Below are 25280 nucleotides of genomic sequence, written 5' to 3' on the forward strand. Positions count from 1 at the left end.
CCCTCCTTCTAAATTAATCTGGTTTCGTAGTAAGATAATTTCTTATCTTTTTGGTTCCACATAAAATTTTTCGAGATACGGTGTGATATATTTTTTCCACGTCTCAACATTAGAGTGCATTGCAGAGTGAGCCGCAATTGGGTCATACTCCTCCCCTACTTCAATTTTTATATTTGCTGCATTTGTAAACTCCCGTTTGGCTTCGCCAAGTAGCCATACGCTTCCCCCATTTACTTGTACACCATCTCGTTCATTGTAAACATGTAGATGCTGTCCCACTGGATACTCTAAATAATATTCAAGTTCCCTTACAGGAGTAGCAATAGTAACAAGCGTTTCCACCTGAATTCCTTCATGTTCCAAAACATTAGCTGCTAATATTGATACATTTCCGCCATGACTGTGACCAATTAGCCGAATTGGTTTCTTCTCATTCCCTTTAATACTTCGCCAATTCATAATATCTGCTGCCAAAGATTGTGCGGCCTTTACCCTTGCCGTATTATCGTTATCACCTGACCACTCAAATTTCCTTACATCCTCTTTATATAAACCTTTGAAATACGTAACAAAATCATCTTTCCAAGTAGAATTATCTGAAAACGTCCCATGAACTAGCCATGCATCATGTCCTGTAGGATCAATATACCTAACCGGATTGTTGTGAGTATACGTATACCTGTTGAGCGTCAGCGGATTGTCAACCTGTCCCTTAACCGTATCCTCCGACACAAACCTCCCCATCTTCGGATCATAATACCGCGCACGCAGGTAGTAAAAACCGCTCTCCTTGTCGTACATTTCCCCTGCATACGCAAACGGGTTCATCATCGTTTCCTTGACTTTGTCCGCAATCAAGTTGCCCCAGATGTCGTACTCATACGTATTCAACACATTCCCGCTCGAACCTTTGATCTTCACGACATCCCCGTGGCTGTTGTAGTAGTAGGTGCCCTCCTGGTTCGTCGTGTAGTCTTTGCGCCAGATCAGTTGGTTACCAAAGACGTTGCGAGCTTTGAACCGACCGTCCTGGGTCAGATCCTCGATCACTTGCCCGTTCAAGTACACGTAGTGGGTCGTATCCGTGACGCTTCCGGTCTGCTGTTTCGTCGCGCGCAGGCCGCCTGGATAGTATGTGTACGTCGTTGTCCCTTTGGCGTCCTTGTATTCGGTCAGGCGATTCAGCAAATCGTGTTTCAGTTCGTAGCTGCGCGTCGAATCGGCGGGTGCGTTGGCATAGATTTGGCGGTTGCCGCGGCGGTCGTAGGCGTACTGGCGGGTGTTGCCCTGGATCGTTTCTTCTTTGATCCGGGACAGCTTGTCGTAAGCGAACGTGCCGTAGTTGGCTCCGCCGCGCTTTTGGCTCGTGATGTTGCCGAACAGGTCGTAGCCGTTGGTCTCGCTCCAGCCGTCGGCATAGTTCATCCCCGTGATCTCGGCAAAGGAGCTGATCGTCTTCTGCATCGCCGACGACTGGCCGGGGTAGGAGACGGTGTTCGTCTCTCCACTGTTGTTCATGTCGTAGGTATAGCTCGTCGTGCCTACGCCGGGAATGGTTACGGCGCTGAGGCGGCTGGCATTGTCGTAGGTGTAATCGACGCGCAAGGCGGGAGCCGAGCCGGAAACAGCGCTGCGAGATGGATAAACGATGGCGTCGATGGCCTCATCGTGGTCGGTGTAGACGAGCTGGTAGTCTTTTCCCATCATCGTTTGGCGGTTCAGGCGGCGGTATTCGTCGTAACCGTAGCGGACGGTTTGGCCGTTGTTGTTTGTTTCCGTCAAAAGCGAGCCGGATAGCGGATCGTAGCTGCGTTCTTCGTAGAAGCCGCTGCCTGCGGATACCTTCGTCCTTTCGTTGAACGGCGAATAATGGTAGCTGAAAAGGACGCCGTTTTTGTCTTTGAACGTTTTGACGGCACCGTTTTTTTCATAGGTGTACTGCTCGGCTTTAGTCTCCGGGTTATTCTCGGACAACTTCCAGGACAGCGCGTTGTACGTGTACACGGCAGTGGGCGTGCCGTTTTCGAGCACGGTGGTCAGGTTGCCGAGTCCGTCGTAGCTGTATTCGTGGATGTTGTTTTCCGGGTCGCGCAAATAGACCAACTGGTCGTTGTGATCGTAGCGCATCGTCCAGCGTTGGGAGGTGCTGCCGTCCGAGACTTCTTTGTCCGTGACTTTTCCGAAGCGGTCGGTCTGGTAGGTGGTCACGCGGCGGTGGCTGCCTCGTTGAGTCGTTTCTTCCACGCTCTCAACCCGCCCGTACAGGTCGCGGTAGGTGGTGACGATGTAGCCGTTCAGGGACAACGTTTGCTCGGTCAGGCGCGGCAAATAGCTGGTGCCGTCTGAATACGCATTGGCCCGATAGGAGCGGGTCGTTCCCAGGGCGTTCGTGGTCTGGTAGACGAAGCCGTCCCAATCGTAGGCATACGTAGTGCTCTGCGCCTGGTTACCGTATGGAATCGTGCGGCTGATCTGCATACCGTCCGGGGTAAACTCGTTTTCTACCAGCGGGCGTTTGCCTCCGCTCGTCCCTCTCTGTTCCTGATAGGCGATGTCTCCGTATGGCGTGTAGTAGGTGATGACCCGTGACGAATCGGGCAAAATTCTCTCGACGATCCCCGGCCCCTCCGCGCTCGTGCCGGATGCGTCGCCGTCCCCATACACATACGTGGTGGTGCGGGTCGCGCCCTGGTGGCGGAAGCTTTCACTGAGGACTCTTCCCAGCGTGTCATATTCGTAGGTGACTTTGCTGCCGTTTGGGTACGTCTGGCTTCTTACCTGGCTTTGGTTGTCGATCTCCAGTGAGAAGTTCAGGACGTCCGTTTTCCCACTCTCCAGCTCGATTCCGGTCAGAGATATTTGTGTAGGTTGGACGCCGTACGAATCGTATGCGGGAAACGTTTGCGTCCTCGTCTTTCCGCCCAAGTTTTCCGTGATCGAATAAAGCTGCGCATTCGTGTATTCATAGGTTCGCTCGGTAATCTGGCTTTTGTAGCCCGACAAGTTCACCGGGAACGAGTGAATTTCCGTTTCTTTTCGCAGCAAATACTGGTCGTTGTACTCATAGGAAAGGTTCGAATAGTACGGCTCGCCGGACGCGGAGGTCGCCTGCGTTCGCATGGCCTTTAACTGGGAAAACGCACGGAAACCTTTTTTGCTCTCCAGATCGTACGTCCAGGTCGTCAAGATGCCGTCTGGAGTCAATTGCTTGACCAGGTGGCCGTAGTCGTCGTATTCGAAGTACGTCTCTTGCGCGTAGTTGTTGATTTTCGCTGCATACGAGGCGCGTTTGGACAAGGTTGGATCTTTCAAATATTGGTGAAAAATAGTCGTATCTGCCACGCCAGAAGCTGGCTCCAGAAAGACGTACTGATAAGTCGGCTTGGTATGGCTGCCGGAATAGGCGTACGTGGTGTACGTCGTCGGGTTATACGACACCTGGTACTTGGCTCCGGAAATCGAGGTTCCGCCTTTGCTGATTCCGGTCGTTTTCACGCTTCTCAAGAGCGGATTTCCATCTGCGTTGATGCGGAACAGGAGTGAACGGGTGTAGCGGAAAGGCTCCGTTTCCGTGACCTGGATCGTATCGCCGTGCCTGTCGGCCATGTTTTTGAGCCGAGGCAACTGGTCCTTGGGCACTTTCCACAGTTCGTAAAAACGGTCGTTGTCCGCATAGCTTTTTTCCAGCTTGTACGTGTTCGTGCCCTTTGGTGTTTTTAAGGCGTAGCTGTACGTCACTTTGTTGACAGGATGGTAGGCGACGTAGCTCAGCGCGTATCTGTCCTGGAAAATTCGCACCAGCCCGTCCTTGAAGGAGGTTTGCTCCAGTTGATACGGGCGGTAGTCGTACTGGATGGACAGCCCTTGCAATGGATAGGTGGCTTCTTGCAAGAGCAGATAGTCGATTTGCTTCCGATTCTTTTTGTCTGAATCCCAGAACTTGGGTGACTCCTGGAGCGTCTGGTCGGTTACCAGCTTATCCAGCGTGTATTTTTTGTTCAGATTGAAATACGCAATTCCTTTGGTTTTCGGATTATGGTACGTATAGCGCGCGACCGTGTACGCTTGCGTTCCGCTTCCTGGTACCGGGAGCACTTCCACACGGCTTAACTGCGTGTAAATACTCAGAGCTGATTTTTTTTCGAAATGGTAGCGGATATGCTTGAGCACGGTCGTCTCTGACTTGTCCTTGTAAACGTACAGGTCTTGCGTCAGATCGTTGGTCTGTCTGCTTTTCAGGACGATGTAGCGCCCGACGCTGTCCTCGATGGTCATCAGTTCGCCATCGCTGTTCAGCGTGTACTTGATTGTATCGCCGTAAATATTTGTTTTCACAACGGTTCCGCGGTAAATATCGAACTCGTACTTCACGTTGCGATAATACAAGGTGTAATTGTAGCCCATACGCTCAATGGACAGCTTGACATCGTTGTAAGGATACTTGAGGACCTGGGTGTGGAGAAATTCAAAAGAAGTCCCGTCTTCCAGCGTAATATAGTACAAATTGCTTGCCGGGTAGTCCTCAATGCGGGTCGAATAGATTTCTTGCCCGGGATTGCGATTATCGTCGCTCACGGACACCCTGTGCCCTCTGGTGACAATCTCCATCCGGGGCACATTGAAATCCCATCCGGTAGCAAACTTCTCGTTAGAGGGGTTCGCATCGTTTTTGGACTCTACTTCATCCCAGGTAGGCACGCTGATTTTGCTGCTCAAAGAGTGGTACCTGCGCTGCAACACGACATCAAGGCCGTGCTTGCCTTCCAGGTAGACATCCTGCTCGACGAGGTTGGCGGCCCGGTACAATTCGTCTACAGAACTTTCTGTCTTGGAGCGGGCGAAGCGAAACTCCTGTTCTTTTTCGGTGAATTGCACCGCTGGAGGTGTCGTCGACTGGGCTTCCATGCTTTCTTCCAGTTGGCTGAGCTCCTGCATTTTCGCCTGGACGAGCGGAGTCAGTCTGTTTAAAAGCTGTAGCTTGTCCGGTCCGAAAGCACGGAAGCGGGCAAACAGCTCTTCTTCGGAGAATGCTTTTGCTTCCTCTTGTTCTTGCAGAGAAAGGAGTTGCAGAAGATCGGAGTAGAAATAGGCTGCGAATTTCAGCAGGTCTTTGTCATACGTCCGGTGAATTTCGATGGCGGTCTGGACATCGAGCTGTGTCCAGGTGAATGCGGCGATATCCGCTTCGCTAAACGTGGCTGGATCTTTTGTTAAGGCTTGTTCCTCTACAGGAGCAAGCTGCTGGTTTTCGATCGACTGCCTGAGTTCCTCTGCGGCTGCTTCCGGAGTCGAGGTGGCAACGGGTGTGTCCTGCGCTTGCGGCAACTCGGAAGGTTCGTTTGCCAGTACGGTTCCGGGGGGCAGGAGTGTGACGCATAGGGCAAGGCAGAGCAGGTAGATGAGTGATTTTATGGAAAGGTGTTTCATAGTGCCTCCATAATGGTTAGTTGTCCCCCCTTGGTGAGAAGGGGGGATTGGTGGTTAGGGGAGTGTGATTTTTACTGGTTTGTTGCTGTTCGAAGTTGTACCGTTTCCTACTTGACCATAGTTACCACGTCCCCAAGCATAAATCGTTCCGTCTTTCTTTCGGGCTAAAACATGATACGCATACGATCCGCTAGAAATTTCTTCGATGTCAGTTAAATCTGTTACCTGCACTGGCTGAAGTCGATTTGTACTCGTTCCGTCTCCTAATTGGCCATAACCATTGTATCCCCAAGCGTAAACTTTTCCGTCTACATCCAGGGCATAACCACTTCCACTTCCCGCGGCCACGGAAACAATATTAGCAAGAGTCCCTATTTTCGTTGGAGATGGCGTATTATTAGTATTGTTATTTCCTAATTGACCAGAGTTATTATATCCCCACGCCCATACAGTTCCGTCTTTTTTGACAGCCAGATTAAAACCAGACCCGGCAGCTATCTCTTTTACATCAGCTATACCTCCTACTTGGAAAGGCTTACTGTATGAGCTGTTTAAAAAATTTCCCCACATCCAAACCGTTCCATCTTTCTTTAGGGCTAATCCATGATAAGACCCGGCGGCTATCTCGATCACGTCGGTGAGACCAACTGCTTGAACAGGAGTATAACTAGCACTTGTTTTGCCGTCCCCTAACTGACCATAGCTATTATTTCCCCAGCTCCAAACCGTCCCATCAGCTTTTAAAGCCAAGCTAAAGTCACTTCCTGCGGCGATGCGCGTAACGTTTGTCAGTCCTTTTACTTGAACAGGGACATTTTGCTGAATCGTAGTACCATCTCCTAATTGACCGTAAGAATTATCCCCCCAGGACCAGACCGTTCCATCTCCTTTTAAAACAAGAGAGTGTCTAGACCCTGCAGCGCTACTCACTGCATTTTCTGCTGCAGATACAGGGTTTTGTGACAGGGTAAGGATTGTCACCAGTGTCAGGAAAATATTCGTTACTGTTTTTACGATCGTGTTTCTTTTCTTCATTTTGTTTCCCTCCATGTTATTGTCCATTCGTTTTAACAGGAACTGGCCTATTTATCGTTGTACCATCGCCTAATTGGCCTTTCTCGTTTTGGCCCCATGCCCACACCGTTCCGTCTTCTTTGACCAGCAAGGTGTGGCTTCCGCCCGCGGACAGGCGTTTGGCTTGCGTAGCTACTTCCTTGACTTGCACCGGAACGGTGATCGTCTGGTCGTAATAGCGAACCGTGATCGTGGCAGTCCCTGGCGTTCCTCCTGCTGTAATCACCCCGGTGGCATTGACTGCGGCTATCTCGGGATGACTGCTTTCATATGTCGCCTGCGTAGTCACATCCTGAGTGCTGCCGTTTGCGTAGGTTGCAGTCACTTTCAACGGTTTGCTCTGCGACGGAGGCAACAGGACAGTGCTTGGTGCTGCGGTCAACTGCTTGGCCGAGATCACCAGCATGCTTTTCACTGGCGTACTCCGGTTTTGCGTCGTCCCGTCTCCCAGTTGGCCTTTCTCGTTTTGCCCCCATGCCCACACCGTTCCATCTTCTTTGACCAGCAATGTGTGGCTTCCACCCGCGGACAAGCGTTTAGCTTGAGTAGCTACTTCCTTGACTTGTACAGGAACGGTGATCGTCTGATCGTAATAACGAACCGTGATCGTGGCAGTCCCTGGCGTTCCTCCTGCTGTAATCACCCCGGTGGCATTGACTGCGGCAACCTCGGGATGACTGCTTTCATATGTCGCCTGCGTAGTCACATCCTGAGTACTGCCGTTTGCGTAGGTTGCAGTCACTTTCAACGGCTTGCTTTGCGACGGAGGCAACAGGACAGTGCTTGGTGCTGCGGTCAACTGCTTGGCCGAGATCACCAGCATGCTTTCGACTGGCGTACTCCGGTTCTGCATTGTCCCGTCTCCCAGTTGCCCTTTCTCGTTTTGCCCCCACGCCCACACCGTTCCATCTTCTTTGACCAGCAATGTGTGGCTTCCACCCGCGGACAAGCGTTTAGCTTGAGTAGCTACTTCCTTGACTTGTACAGGAACGGTGATCGTCTGATCGTAATAACGAACCGTGATCGTGGCAGTCCCTGGCGTTCCTCCTGCTGTAATCACCCCGGTGGCATTGACTGCGGCAACCTCGGGATGACTGCTTTCATATGTCGCCTGCGTAGTCACATCCTGAGTACTGCCGTTTGCGTAGGTTGCAGTCACTTTCAACGGCTTGCTTTGCGACGGAGGCAACAGGACAGTGCTTGGTGCTGCGGTCAACTGCTTGGCCGAGATCACCAGCATGCTTTCGACTGGCGTACTCCGGTTCTGCATTGTCCCGTCTCCCAGTTGCCCTTTCTCGTTTTGCCCCCACGCCCACACCGTTCCATCTTCTTTGACCAGCAATGTGTGGCTTCCACCCGCGGACAAGCGTTTAGCTTGAGTAGCTACTTCCTTGACTTGTACAGGAACGGTGATCGTCTGATCGTAATAACGAACCGTGATCGTGGCAGTCCCTGGCGTTCCTCCTGCTGTAATCACCCCGGTGGCATTGACTGCGGCAACCTCGGGATGACTGCTTTCATATGTCGCCTGCGTAGTCACATCCTGAGTACTGCCGTTTGCGTAGGTTGCAGTCACTTTCAACGGCTTGCTTTGCGACGGAGGCAACAGGACAGTGCTTGGTGCTGCTGCTAGCTGCTTGGCCGAGATCACCAGCATGCTTTCGACTGGCGTACTCCGGTTCTGCATTGTCCCGTCTCCCAGTTGCCCTTTCTCGTTTTGCCCCCACGCCCACACCGTTCCATCTTCTTTGACCAGCAATGTGTGGCTTCCACCTGCTGACAGGCGTTTAGCTCGGGTTGAGACTTCCTCAACCTGAATCGGAACGGTTATCGTCTGATCGTAATAGCGAATCGTGATCGTAGCAGTCCCGGCCTTTGTTCCCGATGTCACTACTCCTGTAGCATCTACAGCGGCAATCTCGGGATGACTGCTTTCATATGTGGCCTGCGTAGTCACATCCTGGGTGCTGCCGTTTGCGTAGGTTGCGGTCACTTTCAAGGGCTTGCTCTGCGACGGAGGCAACAGGACAGTGCTTGGTGCTGCTGCTAGCTGCTTGGCCGAGATCACCAGCATGCTTTCGACTGGCGTACTCCGGTTTTGCGTAGTCCCGTCTCCCAGTTGGCCCTTCTCATTTTGGCCCCATGCCCACAAGGTTCCGTCTTCTTTGACCATAAGCGTGTGACCCCCACCCGCTGATAGGGTACGCAACTTGCTGCCCGCTTCTATTTCCTTCCTTACTTTCACCACCACGCTTCGCTGCTTCCCAGAAAACTCCACCGCAAGCGTAGCGCTACCCGCTTTGCCTGCCGAGAGCAGTCCGCTCGCGCTAACGGTGGCAATCGCCGGGTCGTCTACGGCATACTGCGCTTTGTCGGTGATGTCCGTCTCGGTTCCGTCTACGTACACGGCCTTGACGACGAGCTGTTTTGTCGCTTTTTCCAGCAGCGCAATGTCTTCTGGTACGAGCTTGATATCCACCAGCGCGTTTTCGACTGCGACTGTAACCGGAACGCTGGTGCTCACTCCCCCGTGCGAAATCTGGATGCTTGTGTTACCTGGCTTGACGGCTGTGACGAGTCCGTCTGCCTGGACGGTTGCGACGGTCGGATCTTGGGAGACGTACGCCGCTTGTTTGCTTACATCGGCGGTTTTGCCGTCTTTGTAGGTGGCTGTCACTTGCAAGCTTTCTGTTTTTCCTGCCAAAAGATTCAGGCTGGCAGGGGTTGCGGTCAGGCTCTGCACCGGCTCCTGGGCCTCGGTGATTTGCACAGGCACTGCGACTGTCTTGCCTTCAAACGTGATCGTGACCGTTGTTGACCCGACTGCTACGCCCGTAATTACCCCGCTGGCCGCAACTGTTGCAATCGCAGGCTGTGCGCTTTTATACACGGCTTTATTGGTAATATTCGTCACGCTGCTGTCGCTGTAGGTCGCTTTTACGTCCAACTGCTGAGTGGCCCCTTTTTTGATGCTGACCGCTTGCGGCTGGACTCCCACAGACACGAGGGTGACCAAGCTGCCCGAGACCGTGACCGAAACCGTGGTGCTCTTTCCGCCGTACCTGACCGTTATTTGCGTCGTGCCTTCCGCCCGCGCTGTCACGATTCCGCCGCTCTCGACGGAGGCAACCGCAGGGCTGTTGCTCGTGTACTCTGCTTGCTGGGTCACGTTCTCCGCGACGCCATTGGAATAGGTGGCGGCGATGTTCAGTTGCCCCTTGTTTCCTGCCGTAAGCGACAGTTGCGCAGGGGTTGCTTTCAGCTCCTGAAGATACGCGCCTTGTACAACGACTTGAGCCGAGGCGCTTTTCCCGTCGTAGGAAGCGGTGATGGTTGCCGTGCCGGGCGCGATTCCCGTGATGACACCTTGACTGCTCACTTGTGCCACAGACGGGTTCGACGTCTGGAAGCTGGCTACGCTGTTTACGTCTTTGCTGCTTCCGTCCGTGAAAAAAGCGGTCGCGTAGACGCGCTGGATTTGTCCTGCCGTCAGCGTGGTTTGCTGCGGGCTGAGGCTGATGGACGACAAGCGGACAGCAGGCGCTTGCACGGTGATCGTGAGTGTTTTCGTTTGGCCGCCGTAGTACAACTGTGCCTTTGTCGTGCCGCCATTGACCGCGTAAACAAGGCCATTGCTGATGTAGGCCACAGAAGGATTCTCCACGACGTACACGACTTGGGCCGTTACATCCACCTGGCTGCCGTTTTCCAACGTCGCCATCACCTTGATCGACTTGGAGCCGCCGGATGACAAGTCCACTTTGTCCAGATCAAGCTTCAAGGCGGTCGCCCGAGGTGGCGGCGCAACGGTTTGCTTCACGCTTTGCAATATGTTTCCATTGTCGTCGTGGGTAAAGCTGACGCTGACCGCGCCGTTTTCCTTGATCGCGGTGATGCGGTTGTTTTGATCGTAGACGTATTCGTACAACGTCCCCCCGGCCAACGGGGCAAAGACGGTAAACCAGATGTTGGCGGGCGCACTGTCTGTATTCGTCAGCCTGATCGTGTAGGTGCCCGTCGCCAGCTCGTAGATCACTTCAGCCGCGCTTGGCTTTTCCTTGGGAGTCACGACGTTTCCGTTGGCGAGCAAGGTCACTGTCGGGTACTTGCCCGTCGGATTTTTCAACTCGGTCACCATGCGATACTTTCCGGGAACGACTGCATTCATGGAAAACTCGACAGATTGCCCCGCCGGAATCGTGATCTCCTTGGCCTGGTTGAGCGCGATGGTTTCACCGCTTGCTTTGGCCAGAAGCGTGGCGTACAGGGAACTGTTGGAAACTATTTGCAGATAATACGTTTTCCCCGCGACAAAAGCCGCACTGACACTTCCGTTCTCTCCTGCAGCGATTTGGTCTTGCGGCTGCAAGGTTGCGCTGCGGAAGACGGAGATTTTGGCATTGGCTAAAGAGCCGGAGTCGTTATTGAGCGTGAACTGGTAAGTCCCGCTCGTCTTCGCCACGATCTTGAAATACTTCGCCTGATTGGCAGGGAAGTGCATGCGAATCGGGCTGTTCTCCTGCACCAGCGTGAAATTTCCTTCCGCCGGCTTCGTCTCCACCGTGATCGAGCTGCTGTAGCTGCTGACGCCGGACGGGCTAATGGCCCAAAGCGTAATCGTGTACACTCTGCTTGGTTGAAGCCCGGTAAACGTGTAGCTGGTGCCGCTCTCCACCGTTCTGCTCAAATTGTTATCCAGTCTGATCCCATAGTTTTGTGCCCCTGCGACCGGATTCCAATAAACTTTGATGGAGGTCGCGTCAGCTTCTACGTTCACAATGGTCGGAGCGCCCGGTTTCTTTTCTACCGTAAGCACACCGTAATATAAAGCTACACTTCCGCTGCTGCTTTTCACTTCGATGTTTTTATACGTGTCTTGCCCCAGTTCCGCTCCTGTCCATCTGAACAGCCAATGTCCGGATGTGCTCGTCGTCGTCATTTTTTTAGCGGCGTTCATCGGATTGACTTTTCCAGAGAGAACCTCTCCTGGCTGCATCCGCGTATAGGTCCCTTCCAGCGTAAACGTCTCGCTCACGTCGATCGTTTGCTTGACGGCAGGCGTAAAAACGACCAGGTTCGGGAGGACATCTACCATGCGGGCAGATTTGACCTCCGGCTCCGTCCACGCCCCGCGGTTATCCTGTGCCTGTGCTGTCCAATAAACCGTTTTAAACAGCATGTCCTGGGTGATCGGAAAACGATAGCGCTCCACGATGCGGCGGACTTGGTCCTTCTCCGGAACGACTTCCATTTTTTCGCCCAGCTCATTCCCGCCCGGCGTAAATCCGACGCGAATTTTTTTCGCGACAATCACGTCGGTCACATCGTTTTCCTTGATGGTGTAGTTGATGTGTCCCGTCAGCCCGCCATCAATCGTGACCAGATTCGTCTCCTCCAGCATCGGCGGCTGATTTGTGGTCATCACGCTGAAATTCACTTTCGTCGTGGAACCTTCCACGAACGATGGCACGTCGCCCATGATCGTGCGCAGTTGCGCTTCCACCGTGGCATTTTTCACAATCGAAGAAGTGTCAAATTCATACGACCGCGCTTGCGCAGACAATTTTTCCTTGATCGAGCGCGTAACCATGCCGGATTGCCGGATGTAAATGGTCAGCTCCTGTCCGGTAATCTTGTCGTAGTACCGATTATAGGGAGTCGCATTTATATACTCCCAGGTAAACATCACTTTTTGTCCCTTGCTGAATTCCGCGTTATTTCGCGGAGTTTTCCAGGTGGCATCAATATAGATCGGGTCCTTTTCCTTCGCTTGCGCTCGCATGTCCAGGCGGAAGTCGAGCTTCTCCACCTGCGATTTTTGCGCTTTCTGGTCGACGGCCCAAACCTTTAGGGCGTACAAATCGTCCGGGTTCAAATGTTGCACGGGCACGTGATACAAAAACGAGTGCGCCTGCTCGGAAGCCGTGAACAACGCGATCTGGCGCGCTTCCTGGTCGTCAATTTGGTACCAGACGCTGACCTGGTCCCTTATATTCGAGTCCAGCACCTGGCCGGACAAAATAATGACATCCTCCCCGCTTACCTCACTGATAACTTTTCCGGCTACCGGGGTGGTCAAATACACCTGGGGAGCCGCGTTATCCTGAATCTCGGTGGACAGGTAGCGAATTTCCGGCGTCCACTTGAGCAGGTCGCCCGCTTCGGTTTCTTTGGCGTTCACTTGAAAAGAAAGCTTGTCTCCTGCCTCAACTTCCAGTTCCTCCGCAAACTCCACGCCGATCTCATCGTTTTGCTCGATGGACTGCCAGCCAGAAGCTGGCCAGATTTGCCCGTCGTTTTTCAGGATGCGGACGTTGACGCCGTCTCCCTCGGTTAGTTCGATCATCGAAGCCCAGCCGCTGACGAGAATTTTCCCGGAACGCGGCGCCTCCCAGCGAATGACCGGCTCCGAACCGCCTACTTTCAGCCATGTATTTCCGATTGCTGTATCGCCTTGTTCGCTTTTCCATTCCTCCGTCTCGGCATTCCAGACTAGCTCGGTGTAGTGCTCTCCGTTTGCCTCCAGGTACGACCAGTTGTTTTTCCCTTGCTGATTGGAAAATTGCAGCCAATACGTGTACGCATCGGGAATGGATTCGACAATGGTAATCGCCTTCTCCATGCTCGTTTGCTTGCCGTCTTTTTCCGTGACCAGCACGGTCAGCTTGTGCTCGCCTGTTGGCTGCTGATCGGCTTGCAGCAAATAAGCAAAGCCTGGCTTCTGCGCCTTGCTCTCCGGATGCGTGCGCAGCACGTCTGGTCTGTCCAGCCCGTAGGTGGCTTCGCCAAGGAGCTGCCCATCCAGCAACACTTCCACTTTTTCCAGTTCGCCCGCTGGCACGAACCAGCCGGTGACGTTATACTGCCCGCTCACCACTTCCTGGTCCGCCGGGGTGTCGATAGCTCCGCCTGTGCTTGCGCCCTCGCCCTTCACCTGGACAGGAATCGTCAGCACGATGCCTGCAAAAGAAACAGTCATCGTCGTGTTGCCTGAAGCAAGAGCGGTAACGAGGCCCGACGAATCGACTTTGGCGATCAGCGCATCCTGGATCGCATACACGGCTTCGGCAGTTACGTCCTTCGTGCTGCCGTCGCGGTGCGTTGCCGTCAGTTGCAGGGCGACGGTCTTGTCCTTTTCCAGCTCGATGCTGGTCAGGTTGGCGGTCAGCGCGGCAACGGGGCCAATCGTCACTTCCCTGTCCAAAACAACGCTCTCCACGCCCTCTTTATTGGTCGCACGCACGGTTATTTTGTGCGCCCCTTCGGAAAATTGGAGCGTGTCCAACTGATAGCGAAATCCTGCGTTAGCCTGACGGTAGTGCGGATACAGCGCGGCAATGTCGGGGCGCGGCTCTCCGTATTCGGCCGTGCCCTGGAATTGCCCGTCTACGAGGACGTCCACTTTGGCGATTCCCGCCGGGTCCAGTATCCAGCCTTGCAGCGTGGTCGTGCCGCCAATGACAGCGCGCTCGAACGGAAGCTCCAACTGGCCTTTTGCCTGCTGAGACTCCGCTTCCGTCTCGGTTACGACGACAGGAATCGTGACCGTTTGCCCGCCGTAGCTGGCGACGACTTTGGCCATGCCGACTTTGAGTCCTGTCACGACACCCAGCGGACTGACGTGAATGACGTCGGTATGCTCGTGCGCATACACCGCTTCACCTGAGACCTCCCTGGCGCTTTGATCCTCCAGAATGGCCGTGATCGACAAGCTTTTGCTCGCAGCTTTCGGCAAGACGAGAGGCTGCTCCCCGTACTGCAAACGCAGCGCTGGCGCTGTCTGCCCGATCACGAAGCGTTTCTCCGGCAAAGGATGCTGCTTTCCTTCCTGATCGACGGCGATCACCGCAACCGTATGCTCGCCCGCTTGCAGCCCGGACAGATCAAGCGCATAGCTGAACCCCGCATGGCTGTTTTCATAATCCGGGTGCAGCAAGGCGATGTCTGGTCGAGCGATCCCGGGTGTTGCTATTCCGATGACGGTCCCATCGAGCAAAACATCGTAGCGGGTGACGGGCGCAGACGTTAAAAACCAGCCGGCTACCGTAGTGGAGCCTTGAACGATCACGCCGTTTACGGGCGTCTCGATCTCTCCTGTAGCTTGCAACGGCTCTGATTCCGTGACCGTAACGGGAATCTGGACGCTCAGTTCTCCGTAGCGGATCGTCACGCTCGTCGTTCCCTGGGCGACAGCCGTTACCAGGCCCTCTGGGCTGACCTTCGCCACTGATGCACTGTCCACCGTGTACAAAGCCAGCTTCGTGACATCGTGCTTGCTCTGATCGGCTAGGACGGCCATGACCGCAAGCTGACGGGTTTTTCCCTGCGGAAGCCGCAGTTCCGTATCGTTCACACTGAGCGCTGTCGCAGGCAGCAACTGGACGACTTGAACACTTCTCGTGCCAATCATCGTCTGCTTGCCGTCCTTGCCTGTTCCTCTGACTGCAATCGTATGTGTTCCTTCCAGCAATCGTCCGGTATCGAGGCTGTATTGGAAGCCGATGTCTCGATCGGAGACGGAGACATCCGAAATCTCGACCTCTGGACGAGCGATGCCGTACGTGGCTTCCCCTGCCACTACTCCATCCACCAGCACCTCGACGTTCGCCACTCCGCCAGAGGCAAAAAACCAGCCGGTCACCGGGTAGACGCCGCTGATCGTGGCGTTGTCTTGTGGGTTGTCTATCCCGCCTTGCGCCAATTGTGCTGCGGCTTTTACCTGGACGGGGATCGCCAGCGTATGCGTTTGATAGTGAACGGTAATCGTTGTTTGCCCTGGTTCCAGCCCCGTCACAAGCCCGGTAGGCGATACGCTCGCCAAGGCGGGATTTTCGACGGTATAGCTCGCTTCTTTCGTGACGTCCTTCACCCGCTGGTCTTGAAGCATCGCGGAAATGCCCAACTGCTGCGTCTTGCCTTGGGTGACCTCGATTTTGCTCGTGCTCGCCACAATGCTTGCCGCCGCTTCTTCCCGCTCGACCAGCACAGTTCGCTCAGCCAGTACGCGCTCGGTTCCGTCGTTGCTGACTGCTATTACTTTCAGCACGTGTGGTCCTTCCTGAATTTTTGTCGTATCGAAAGCGTATTGAAACCCTGCTTGCGGATTTTCATACTCGGGATACGCAGCTTCAATGTCAGGCCGAGCCAGTCCGGTTCGGGCGTCCCCCAACCGCTCGCCGTCCAGCTCTATCGCGATTTTGGGCACCCCTGCCGGATCGAGGTACCAGCCTTCCACAAGCGTCATGCCTGCTACTGTCGCCTGGTCTGCCGGCTTCTCCACTTCCCAGCGCGCTATCAGCGCTGCTTCTGTTTTGACGTGGACGGGGATGGACAGCGTCTTGTCCTCGTAGGAAACGGTCACAGTCGCGGTTCCCGCCCCGATCGCTTGCACCAGGCCCGTATCGCTGACCGCGGCAACCCCTTCATCCGAAGAGGCGTATGTCGCGAGTGCCGTTACATCTTTTACCGTCTGATCTTGCAAAACGGTGGAAATCAGCAACTGATGCGTTTTCCGGGGAGCAAGCTCCAGCCGCTTGACATCTGCCTGCAAGCCTTCGGCCGCGGGACTGTCGCCAATGTAGAACGTCGTGCCTTCGAGCAGCGTTTGCTCTCCCAGCGTATTGTCGATGGCGACCGCAAGCGTATGCGCCCCGGGCGTCATTTCACGGGTATCCAATGAAAAATGAAAGCCGGCATGCGCATTTTGGTAAGCCGGATATTTTGCCTCCAAATCTGGTCGCGGTTCGCCGTACTGCGCTTCGCCGACCGGGACTCCATCCACCAAAATGCGGATTTGCGCAACGCCTGCCGGGTCAAGATACCAGCCTTTGCCCTCGTACAGCCAGCTGACCAGTTCGCCGTTTTCCGGACGATCCAGCCCGCCAAGTGGCGTTAATGGAACAGCCTCGCGCACCGTGACGGAAATCTCGAGCGTCTTGCCTGCAAATTGTGCGATCACTTTTGTTTCGCCTGTTCCGATCCCGCTGACCAGACCAGAGCGGTTGACCTTGGCGATCTGTTCATCCTCGCTCGTATAGCTGGCTTGCTCGGTCACGTCCTGAACCGTGCCGTCTGTTCGCTTCGCCGTCACTTTCAACTGGCGGCTTTCTCCTTGTGTCAACGGAAGCTCGCTGACAGAAGATTGCAGCGCTTCGATCTCGGAATCCGCTTCTTCCTCTTGTCCCAAAGCCGCCTCCAGGTTGAGCAGCCCTTTTCCGTAAAAACGGGACTCGCCGAGCGGGGTAGCGCTCTCTGTCAATAGCTCGCGCACTTCGCGATTCGTAGTCTTTCCCTTCTCAGACCAGATCACAGCCGCTGCCCCGGCCACGTGTGGCGCAGCCAAAGAGGTACCCGAGCGCGTCTGATATTCCCCGCCAAGCGACGTGCTCATGATGTCGACGCCAGGCGCCATCAGGTCGAGTCCTTTTCCGACGCTGGAAAAATCGGCGCGCTGGTTTTCCCGGTCGATCGCGCCAACCGACAACACCTCTGCATACTGGGCAGGGAACAGCTCCGTTTCTTCGCCGATGCCCCGGTTCCCGGCCGCCGCAATGACTAACAGCCCGTGGTCATTGGCCCTTTTGATCTGGTCGCGCAACGCCCGTCTGTCGATATAGCCGCCCGCGCTGATCGAGATGATGTTCAGCTTGTTTTGAATCGCCCACTCAATCCCTTGAATCATGCCCGAGTACGTGCCATGCCCTTTTTTGTCCAACACCTTGATCGCATAAATGTCCGCCTCTGGCGCGACGCCGACAATGCCAAAATCGTTGTCCTTGCCAGCGATTACGCCTGCCACTGCCGTTCCGTGTCCATGGTGGTCGCTGTACCCGGGCTCGTCCTCGATGTAGGAAACGCCGCCCTTGACTTCCAGGTCAGGATGGCTGGAAATCCCGGTATCCAAAATCCCGATCTTGATGTTCTTCCCCATGTACTGCTTGTTGCGGGCTGCATTCGCTCCGATGTGCGCGATGCCCCATGGCACCTGCTGCGTTTGTGCCAGGTCTGTTGCCGCCAGCTCGGTTTCACTGTCCTCCTCGATGTAGGCGACGTTCTGGTCTTGCGCCATCGCCTGCCTCTCGCTTTCCGTCAGTTTGGCTACTATCACCTTTGAACTGAGCTGTTGCACGGACGAGCGCTGAATCGCCCTCACCGTGGCCTTCTCGCTGTTTTTAAAGCCGATCAAGTACGTCTTGCTGTTTGCGCTCGCCCCTGCATGCTCGGGAACCAGTTGCAGAAGCAGGAGCGAAACGAACAAGAATGCTTGCCACACGCTGATAAAACGGATGAATCTCTGGTTCATTCCGGTAACTCCTTATCTTTCTTAGTTTTCATTTGCCTGCTCGTATGCTTCGCAAGTCAGCCAGCCTGTCCCGTTCGGAAGCCCCCCTCTCTTCCTGCCACAGTTTCAACAATGCAACAAAAATAGTAAAATATTCCTAGAAACACACAGATTGAATTATAATGAATTACTAAAATTGGTTCAATATCATTTTATTAGCTTTTTTCCCTCTTTTTTTAAAAAATCGCTCAACTCCAACAAAAAAAAAACGCCCCTGGCCCCAGGAACGTCTTTTCCACTCGCTTTTCTTTTCCCTACACGCGCATAAGTCCCGCAATCGTCACGTGCGCCGCGCCCGCCACGCGAACAACCGGGTCCTGCCCAGTCGTGTCTACCGTCACGTACAACGTTCCCGGACGGTCGATGGCGTGGCCTTGGCCGATGACCAAATGATGCTGTTCCCCGGCAGGAAGCAGCTTTTCCAGCGCCAGATAACCTGCCAACGCGCCGTTCGCGGCTCCTGTAACCGGGTCTTCCATAATTCCGATCGCCGGAGCGAAGTCGCGGGTGTACAAGTCGAATCCGCTGGACGCATCCGTCGTGAAAAGGTGCGTCGTTGTGATTCCGTGCTGTTTGTTCAGGTTGCCCAATTCGGCGAACAAAGGCTCGGCCTGGTCGATCGCCGCGCGGCTGCGGACGGGCACGAGCAGGTGCACGCCGCCAGTCGAGGCGAGCTTCAGCGGGTAGCGCTCGTCCAGATCGTCAGGGGCGATGCCGACCATCCGCGCGACGGCTGCGCGATCGAGCGCGATTTCTTTGACCGACGGCTTGATTTGCGTCATCTGCACCCGTTGCAGCTTGCCCTCCGCCGTTTCCAGCTCGACCGGAATCAGCCCTACATTTGTTTCAAAGACGATGCGGCTGCTTTTGGCAAGCCAGCCCAGCTCGGTGGCGAGCACCCACGAAGAGGCCACTGTCGCATGGCCGCAAAAGTCGATTTCGACGGTCGGCGAAAAATAGCGGATGCGAAAATCTGCCTCGGGGTGCTCGGCCGGCTGCAAAAAGGCCGACTCAGGAAGATTCAACTCATTGGCAATCTTCTGCATTTGCGGTAAAGTCAAAGTACCTGCATCCGGAACCACGCCTGCCGGGTTTCCCGCAAATGGTTCTCGGGTAAATGCGTCAACATGATAGACACGTATGTTTTTCATTCGCTTCCTCTCCCCTTTTCACCTGTGATCGCAGCTCTTGCTTCTCATCTTAGTCGGGAGAGCCGGACTTGTAAAATGAAGCTTTGGCATGTCAGACATGATAAAAACTTCATGGAAGGACGCCGGCCTTGATGACGCTGTTTCAAATGGAAGTACTCATTGCGGTCATGAACACGGGCAACTTCACCCGCGCCGGGGAGCAAATCGGCCTCAGCCAGTCGGGCGTAAGCCACACGATCCGCTCTCTCGAAAAAGAGCTCGGCATCTCCCTGTTCATCCGCGAGCGCGGCGGAGTCAGGCTGACCGCTACAGGCGAGCAAATCGCCGCCTCGGCCCGGATTGTGCTGAACCAGGTCAGCCAGATGAAGCGAATCGCGGCAGAAGCGAACGGCGGCTCTCTGTCCGGGACGATTCGCATCGGGGCGTTTCCGAGCGTCTCCGTCCAGATGTTGCCCCGGCTGTTGAAGGCGCTGCACGGCTCCTATCCCGAGCTGGACACGCGGCTGTTTGAAGGCAGCTACCAGGAGATCAAAGAGTGGCTGCGCACAGGCGTCGTAGACGTTGGCTTTCTTCCCTGGCCAGATGATGAGCTGGAAGGCGTCTTGCTTTTGCACGACCCTTTGCTGGCCGTCCTGCCTGTCGGCCACTCGCTTGCGGCAGCCAAGGAGCTTGCGCTGTCCCAGTTGGCGGCTGAGCCGTTCATCATGCCGATGGCGGGCTGTGAAGCTCTGATCGGCTCGGCTTTTGCCGCCGCTAATTTGACGCCAAATGTCGCCTATGAGGTGGCGGACAACGCTACCATTCTCGCCATGGTCGAAGCCGGCGTAGGAGTGACGGTCGTGCCCGCGCTTACTTTGCCCGAGCCGCTTTCGTCCGTAGCCGCACGCGAGCTCTCGCCGCCTTTGAAACGCGAAATCGGCGTCGCCGTCCGCTCCTTGCGCGATGCCTCGCCAGCCGTCCACGCTTTTATCCAACTGGCCCAGCGCTTTTCTACCCTATCGTAAAAAGGACGTGCACTCACCTTGAAAAAATGGCCTGTACTCATTGTTGTTCTTGCTGTCGTCAGCAGCTTCGCGCTCGGCTTGAGCTTCCAGTCGCCTGCCTTGCTGCCCTACATCAACCAGAGCTTTCTGTTCGGCCTCGTCCTGTTGATGGCCGGATGTGCTGTCGTCGTGACCCGCTCCGGTTTTTTCACCATCTTTCTGCGCGGCTTCCAGCAGTTGAAAAGCTTCTTTTTCCGCAAGCCACGGCTGATGGACAGCGATCTGGTGCGGGGAGACGACCCCGTTTTTGCGCAAAAAAAAGAAGTGGCCATGCGAGCGGCAACCACCCTGTTTCTCTCCTCCGGGACCGGAATGATCGTTTTTTCGTTGGTACTTACCTGTTTCTACTATTTATAAACAGCGTTTGGCTACGGGGGAAGGACCGCTCGGTTGCGAGTGGGAAAAAGATTTTCCCCAGCAAAAAAGACGTCCGCGCTTTTCGCGACGTCCCAGGCTGTCGATCAAGTCGGCAGCCTTTTTGCTTTGGCACTTAGCGGGGACTCGCCAGCTACTGCCCGATTTTGCTGCGATCTGACGGATTTGACGGCCCCGTTTCGGAACTCTCCCATTTTTTTATGCGGGAACTGAAAGATTGCCCGCAGCTTATCCGTCTTTACAGTGTCAAGGAGGTGGAACACATTGGATGAGCGTACGGGCGCCCGCATCGAGCAATGGTTTCACGCATACAGCCAGGACGTCTATCGCTTTCTCGTCTACTATACCGGGCGAACCGATATTGACGATCTGGTTCAGGAGACTTTTGTTCGTGCGCTGAAAGCTGTGCAACGGCGAGCGGAGATGATTGAGAATCCAAAAACGTGGCTGTTTGCCGTTGCGCGAAACGTAGCGATTGATGAAAGGCGCCGAGCCAAACTAATCGACTGGCTGCCAGATGTCTTTTTGCAGCATCTCGTTTCCCGCGATAAAACACCGGAAGAGTCACTGGAGCTAAGCGAAAACAAACGTCTGCTGTACGAGATACTCAATCAGTTGAAGCGTTCGTATCGGGACGTTTTGATCCTGCGCGGAATCAAAGGTTTGTCGAGCAAGGAGACGGCGGAGGTTTTAGGATGGACCGAAGCCAAGGTCAATCTCACTATGCACAGAGCAATGAAGGCAATTCAAAATAACATGCATGTTTCCATTGCGGAGGTGATGCACGATGCCATCACGAGATGAGCAGATCATCCTGGAAGAGCTGAATCAATTCCCGCAGCCCAGCCTGTCCCGGGAACGAAGCCAGGCGATCCTAGAAGGTGTGCGCGAAGCAGGAGGTCGACTGGAAAAAGTGAACAAACGAAAAAGGTATTACGGCTGGATGGCAAACGGGCTGATTACTTGCGGCTTGCTGCTCGTTTTTTTCTGGTTGCAACCATTTTCCGCTCCGGTTGAACAGGCGGGCCATGCAACTTTGACTCCCGAGGAGCAAACGTATTTTGCCGCTGCGCAAAAAGCCGTGCAAACAGCGAGCGGCATTGCGAAAACCTTTCCTTTTGCCGAGCTTGAAAAAGAAGCGGAATACACGATTGTGCGCGCGAAAGATTACGCAGCCATCGTGACGTTCCAGCCTGGCACGACAGAAGTTCGCACGGTCTCCGCCCAATTTGCGCTCAACGAATTGACGCCGTCCCAGCAAAAATATGCAGAAACGGCACAGCAGGCATTCCAGGAAGCTTCCCAGCAGGTTCACCTGCAAACAGCCCAGTTTTTCAAAAGCACGGGGGTGCACTATTTTTCCTTTCCGCTAGCGGACCAACAGTACGTCACCGTCGATCTTGCCACAAACAGAGTGGTTGACTTCCGTTTGCATTACAACCCGAAAGACGTAGATCCAAAAGTAGTCTCTATCGCGAAAACAGCCTTGCAGCGTTTCGCCAACGACAGCCACCTGTCCTTTTCCCAGGCCGAAAAACGGTCAGACAAAAGCGAAGAGATGTGGCTGCTCAGCAATGAACAAGGGCGCTATTCGGTGACAATCGGCGCGAAAACGGGGCAAGTGTACAAAGTGACCCATGTAACCGATGACTATCACATCAAAGCGCGCGATGAAGCCATTCCCGTGACCAGGCCGCTGATTCAAGCCATTTTTGGCGTGGACGTCAGCGGATATACGGCGCACGGCGGCAAAGACTGGGGCGGCTATGTGCTGCGAAGCCCGGGGAAACCAAGCTTCTCCATTCTCCTGCACGATCTCGATGCAGGCAATCCTTATCAAATCAGCATGGACTAAAAACGCGAGAAAGCTACGGACCCAAAATCACGGTCGGCAGCTTTCTCTTGTTTTACTTGCACGTATTTGCTCTGTTCGGGTTTAAAATGAGCGCGTCATCGCCCAGGGCAAACAGTTTTTCCAACAACGCATCCATGCCGTACTCCAGCTTGTACTCCATTTCTTCCTTATATAAAGGAAGCAAGAAGAAAGCGTGAATCCTCGTTCCGTCTTTTGCCGAAATGACGCTGACTTCTTCGGACAACTGAAACAAAATCACGCCGTTTAAGCCTGTCCCATCCGCATACGGCTCATAGTTCTCGTAGTTCGGAATCGTGTGCCCGTACCCCAGCCACGTATTGTACTGGTGCGGAAACCGCGCCATTTGCTTCATCAGCCGGATCGGCCAGTAGTTGTTTTCATCCTGCAGCGACTCTTCTGTCAGTTCCCAGGAGCCGGGCAAAAACATCATCACTTCCGCCCGATCGACCACCTCTTCCATCTGCTCCTGAATCTCATCCGGAATCGTCATCGGCAAATCGCTCATCCCGTTTGTGTACAACACCCAAAACGGCTCTTCTTCCGTAGGGCTCATCACGTTCACGTCAATATGGATAGTATCGGAAATAATCTCGTGAAAAACACTGCTGTCTCTGCCTGCAAACACCGCTTCAAAGTGGGTCACGATCTCTTCCACGTATTGCATCGGTGCGGGCGGTTCAGAAGTGGCTTGCTGGTTGTAGGTGTATATCGCCGTGCCGTCCTTTGCCTTTTCTTTGCTTTCCACACCGCCAAACAGCTTTTTGAAAAAATTCATGGCAGGTCCTCGCTCTCTTCCTGTTTTCCGTTACATCGGCAGTTTTGGCTGGTTTCGGGAGCGGGGAGCAGTGATTGGCCGATCGCTCCCCCACTTTCCTTTCAGCCCAGATCACTTTACTATATGTAAAAAAATAACTATTGTAAATAGCGAGACATAGAAGCGCTATCTCTCGCCCTTCACCACCAGCATGCGCAAAAGGACGCCCTTTTGACGAGGCGTCCTTCCCGAGTCTTTCCTTTTTCCTTATGCTTCGATCAAGTGGCACGCTACCCAATGTCCGCGCTCCGCCTCCAGCCACTTCGGCTCCTCCTCGGCGCAACGCGCGGTGGCGAGCGGGCAGCGCGTGCGGAAGCCGCAGCCGCTCGGCTTGTTCGCCGGGCTTGGCAAGTCGCCTTGCAGCACGATCCGCTCGCGCTTCACCGTCGGATCGGGGACAGGCACAGAGGAAAGCAGCGCCTGCGTGTACGGGTGGAGCGGCCGGGCGTACAGCTCGTTGCTCGCCGCCAGCTCGACCATTTTGCCCAAGTACATTACGCCGATCCGGTTGGAAATGTGCTTGACCATGGACAGGTCGTGGGCGATGAACAAATACGTAAGCCCGCGATCATGCTGCAAATCTTCCAGCAAATTGACGACTTGCGCCTGGATCGAGACATCCAGCGCCGAGATCGGTTCGTCCGCGATGATGAACTGCGGCTCGACGGCGAGCGCACGGGCAATGCCGATCCGCTGGCGCTGGCCTCCGCTGAACTCGTGCGGGAACCGCTGGGCGTGGTCTTTGTGCAGGCCGACCAGTTGAAGCAGCTCTGAGACGCGCTCCCGGCGCGAGCCTTTGGCGAGTCCATGAATGTCCAGCCCCTCGGCAATGATATCCTCGACCGTCATCCGCGGATTGAGGCTCGCCTGCGGGTCCTGGAAAATCATCTGGACATCGCGATTGAACTGGCCCACTTCTTTGCCGCGCAGTTGGTGGACGTTTTTCCCGCGGAACAGCACTTCTCCTGCCGTATTCTCATACAGCCGGATGATCGTCCGCCCCAGCGTGGATTTGCCGCAGCCGCTCTCGCCGACCAGGCCGAGCGTCTCGCCTTTTTGAATCGTAAAAGACACGCCATCTACCGCTTTCAGGTCAAAGCCAGGCCCGATGGAAAAATGCTTTTTCAAATCGCGTACATCAACTAACGCTTCTGTCATACTCCCTGCCTCCCTGCGGCGACCAATTCCTCGATGCGCGGCGCCCGCGGATCGTGCAGCCAGCAAGACGCCTGATGGCCGCACCCGAAGTCGGTTGTGACAGGCATCTGCTGGTCGCATATTTCCATGGCAAAATCACAGCGTGCTGCAAACGGACAGCCTTTTGGCGGATCAAACAAATCCGGCGGAGTTCCCTCAATCGGCACCAGCCGTTGCTTTTCTCCCTCGTCCAGCCGCGGCAGGGAGCGCATCAGGCCCCATGTGTACGGATGGCGCGGATTGGCGAACACGTCCTCGACCGTTCCGGTCTCCACGACCATGCCCGCGTACATAACGACCATCCGGTGCGCGATTTCCGCCACGACGCCGAGGTCGTGCGTAATGATGACGACAGACAGCTCCTGCTCCGCCTGCAGCCGCTTCAGCAAATCGAGAATTTGCGCCTGAATCGTCACGTCGAGCGCTGTAGTCGGCTCGTCGGCGATTACGAGGCGCGGCTGGCAGGCGAGCGCAATCGCGATCACGACACGCTGGCGCATACCGCCGCTGAACTGGTGCGGGTACTGGTCGATCCGCTTTTCCGGGTCCGGAATGCCGACCAGTCTGAGCATCTCGACGGCGCGCTGGCGCGCTTCCTCGCGCGTGACCTTCTGGCTGCGCACGAACCCTTCCACGATTTGCGCTCCGACCTTCATCGTCGGGTTGAGCGCCGTCATCGGGTCCTGGAACACCATCCCGATCTGCGTGCCGCGAATGCCCAGCAGTTCTTTTTTCGCAAGCCCGCTGATTTCCTGTCCGTCGAAAACGATGCTCCCTCCGACGATTTTGCCTGGCGGGTTGGGGATCAGTCCCATGATCGCTTGTGCGGTGACGCTCTTCCCGCAGCCGCTCTCTCCCACGATGGCGACCGTCTCTCCTTTGTCTACGTGAAAGGAGACGCCGCGCACCGCCTGCACCTCGCCACCGTAAGTCTTGAAGTTGACGCGCAGGTTGTCGATCATAAGCAGATGCTGATTCATCG

At 54.9% G+C, this 25280-nt stretch carries 11 protein-coding genes; 4 read left to right on the forward strand and 7 right to left on the reverse strand.

From position 1 onward, the window contains the following. Positions 1-42: 42 nt before the first annotated feature. From M655_RS18980 to M655_RS18995, 4 genes are all read right to left on the reverse strand, one after another. Positions 43-5427, reverse strand: coding sequence for an RHS repeat domain-containing protein (locus tag M655_RS18980; protein ID WP_286085866.1), 5385 nt, complete (start codon positions 5425-5427; stop codon positions 43-45). Between the two features lie 54 nt (positions 5428-5481). Further along, on the reverse strand, positions 5482-6462 hold the full coding sequence (locus M655_RS18985) for an RCC1 domain-containing protein (protein WP_026557790.1): 981 nt from the start codon (positions 6460-6462) through the stop codon (positions 5482-5484). Between the two features lie 16 nt (positions 6463-6478). Further along, the gene (locus tag M655_RS18990) at positions 6479-17803 is read right to left on the reverse strand and encodes an Ig-like domain-containing protein (RefSeq protein ID WP_286085867.1); all 11325 of its coding nucleotides are present in this window, start codon (positions 17801-17803) and stop codon (positions 6479-6481) included. 293 nt (positions 17804-18096) lie between these two features. Next, positions 18097-18993 carry a PhzF family phenazine biosynthesis protein gene (locus M655_RS18995; protein WP_026557788.1) on the reverse strand — a complete coding sequence of 299 codons (897 nt, stop codon included), beginning with the start codon at positions 18991-18993 and terminating at the stop codon, positions 18097-18099. Positions 18994-19124: 131 nt separating this feature from the next. Here M655_RS18995 and M655_RS19000 point away from each other — a divergent pair, with 131 nt between their 5' ends. From M655_RS19000 to M655_RS19015, 4 genes are all read left to right on the forward strand, one after another. Continuing rightward, the gene (locus M655_RS19000) at positions 19125-19997 is read left to right on the forward strand and encodes a LysR family transcriptional regulator (RefSeq protein ID WP_026557787.1); all 873 of its coding nucleotides are present in this window, start codon (positions 19125-19127) and stop codon (positions 19995-19997) included. Between the two features lie 18 nt (positions 19998-20015). Further along, on the forward strand, positions 20016-20393 hold the full coding sequence (locus tag M655_RS19005; RefSeq protein WP_007783343.1) for a DUF3899 domain-containing protein: 378 nt from the start codon (positions 20016-20018) through the stop codon (positions 20391-20393). Positions 20394-20675: 282 nt separating this feature from the next. After that, positions 20676-21215, forward strand: coding sequence for an RNA polymerase sigma factor (locus M655_RS19010; RefSeq protein ID WP_005833729.1), 540 nt, complete (start codon positions 20676-20678; stop codon positions 21213-21215). Beyond that, positions 21199-22266, forward strand: coding sequence for a hypothetical protein (locus M655_RS19015; RefSeq protein ID WP_026557786.1), 1068 nt, complete (start codon positions 21199-21201; stop codon positions 22264-22266). The genes M655_RS19010 and M655_RS19015 overlap by 17 nt, the downstream gene beginning before the upstream one ends. Positions 22267-22318: 52 nt before the next feature. Here the strand turns inward: M655_RS19015 and M655_RS19020 are convergent, their stop codons facing one another. The 3 genes from M655_RS19020 to M655_RS19030 all read right to left on the reverse strand — a co-directional run bounded on the left by M655_RS19020 (position 22319) and on the right by M655_RS19030 (position 25278). Beyond that, positions 22319-23062 carry a suppressor of fused domain protein gene (locus M655_RS19020; RefSeq protein ID WP_026557785.1) on the reverse strand — a complete coding sequence of 248 codons (744 nt, stop codon included), beginning with the start codon at positions 23060-23062 and terminating at the stop codon, positions 22319-22321. A gap of 246 nt (positions 23063-23308) precedes the next feature. Then, a complete protein-coding gene (locus M655_RS19025; protein ID WP_005833735.1) occupies positions 23309-24259 on the reverse strand; it encodes an ABC transporter ATP-binding protein in 951 nt (316 codons plus the stop codon). Beyond that, positions 24256-25278 (reverse strand): ABC transporter ATP-binding protein, encoded by a 1023-nt coding sequence (locus tag M655_RS19030; protein WP_026557784.1) that lies wholly within the window; start codon positions 25276-25278, stop codon positions 24256-24258. The genes M655_RS19025 and M655_RS19030 overlap by 4 nt, the downstream gene beginning before the upstream one ends. Positions 25279-25280 lie beyond the last annotated feature (2 nt).

This window comes from Brevibacillus sp. NSP2.1 (assembly GCF_000470975.2).
Lineage (GTDB): Bacteria > Bacillota > Bacilli > Brevibacillales > Brevibacillaceae > Brevibacillus > Brevibacillus agri.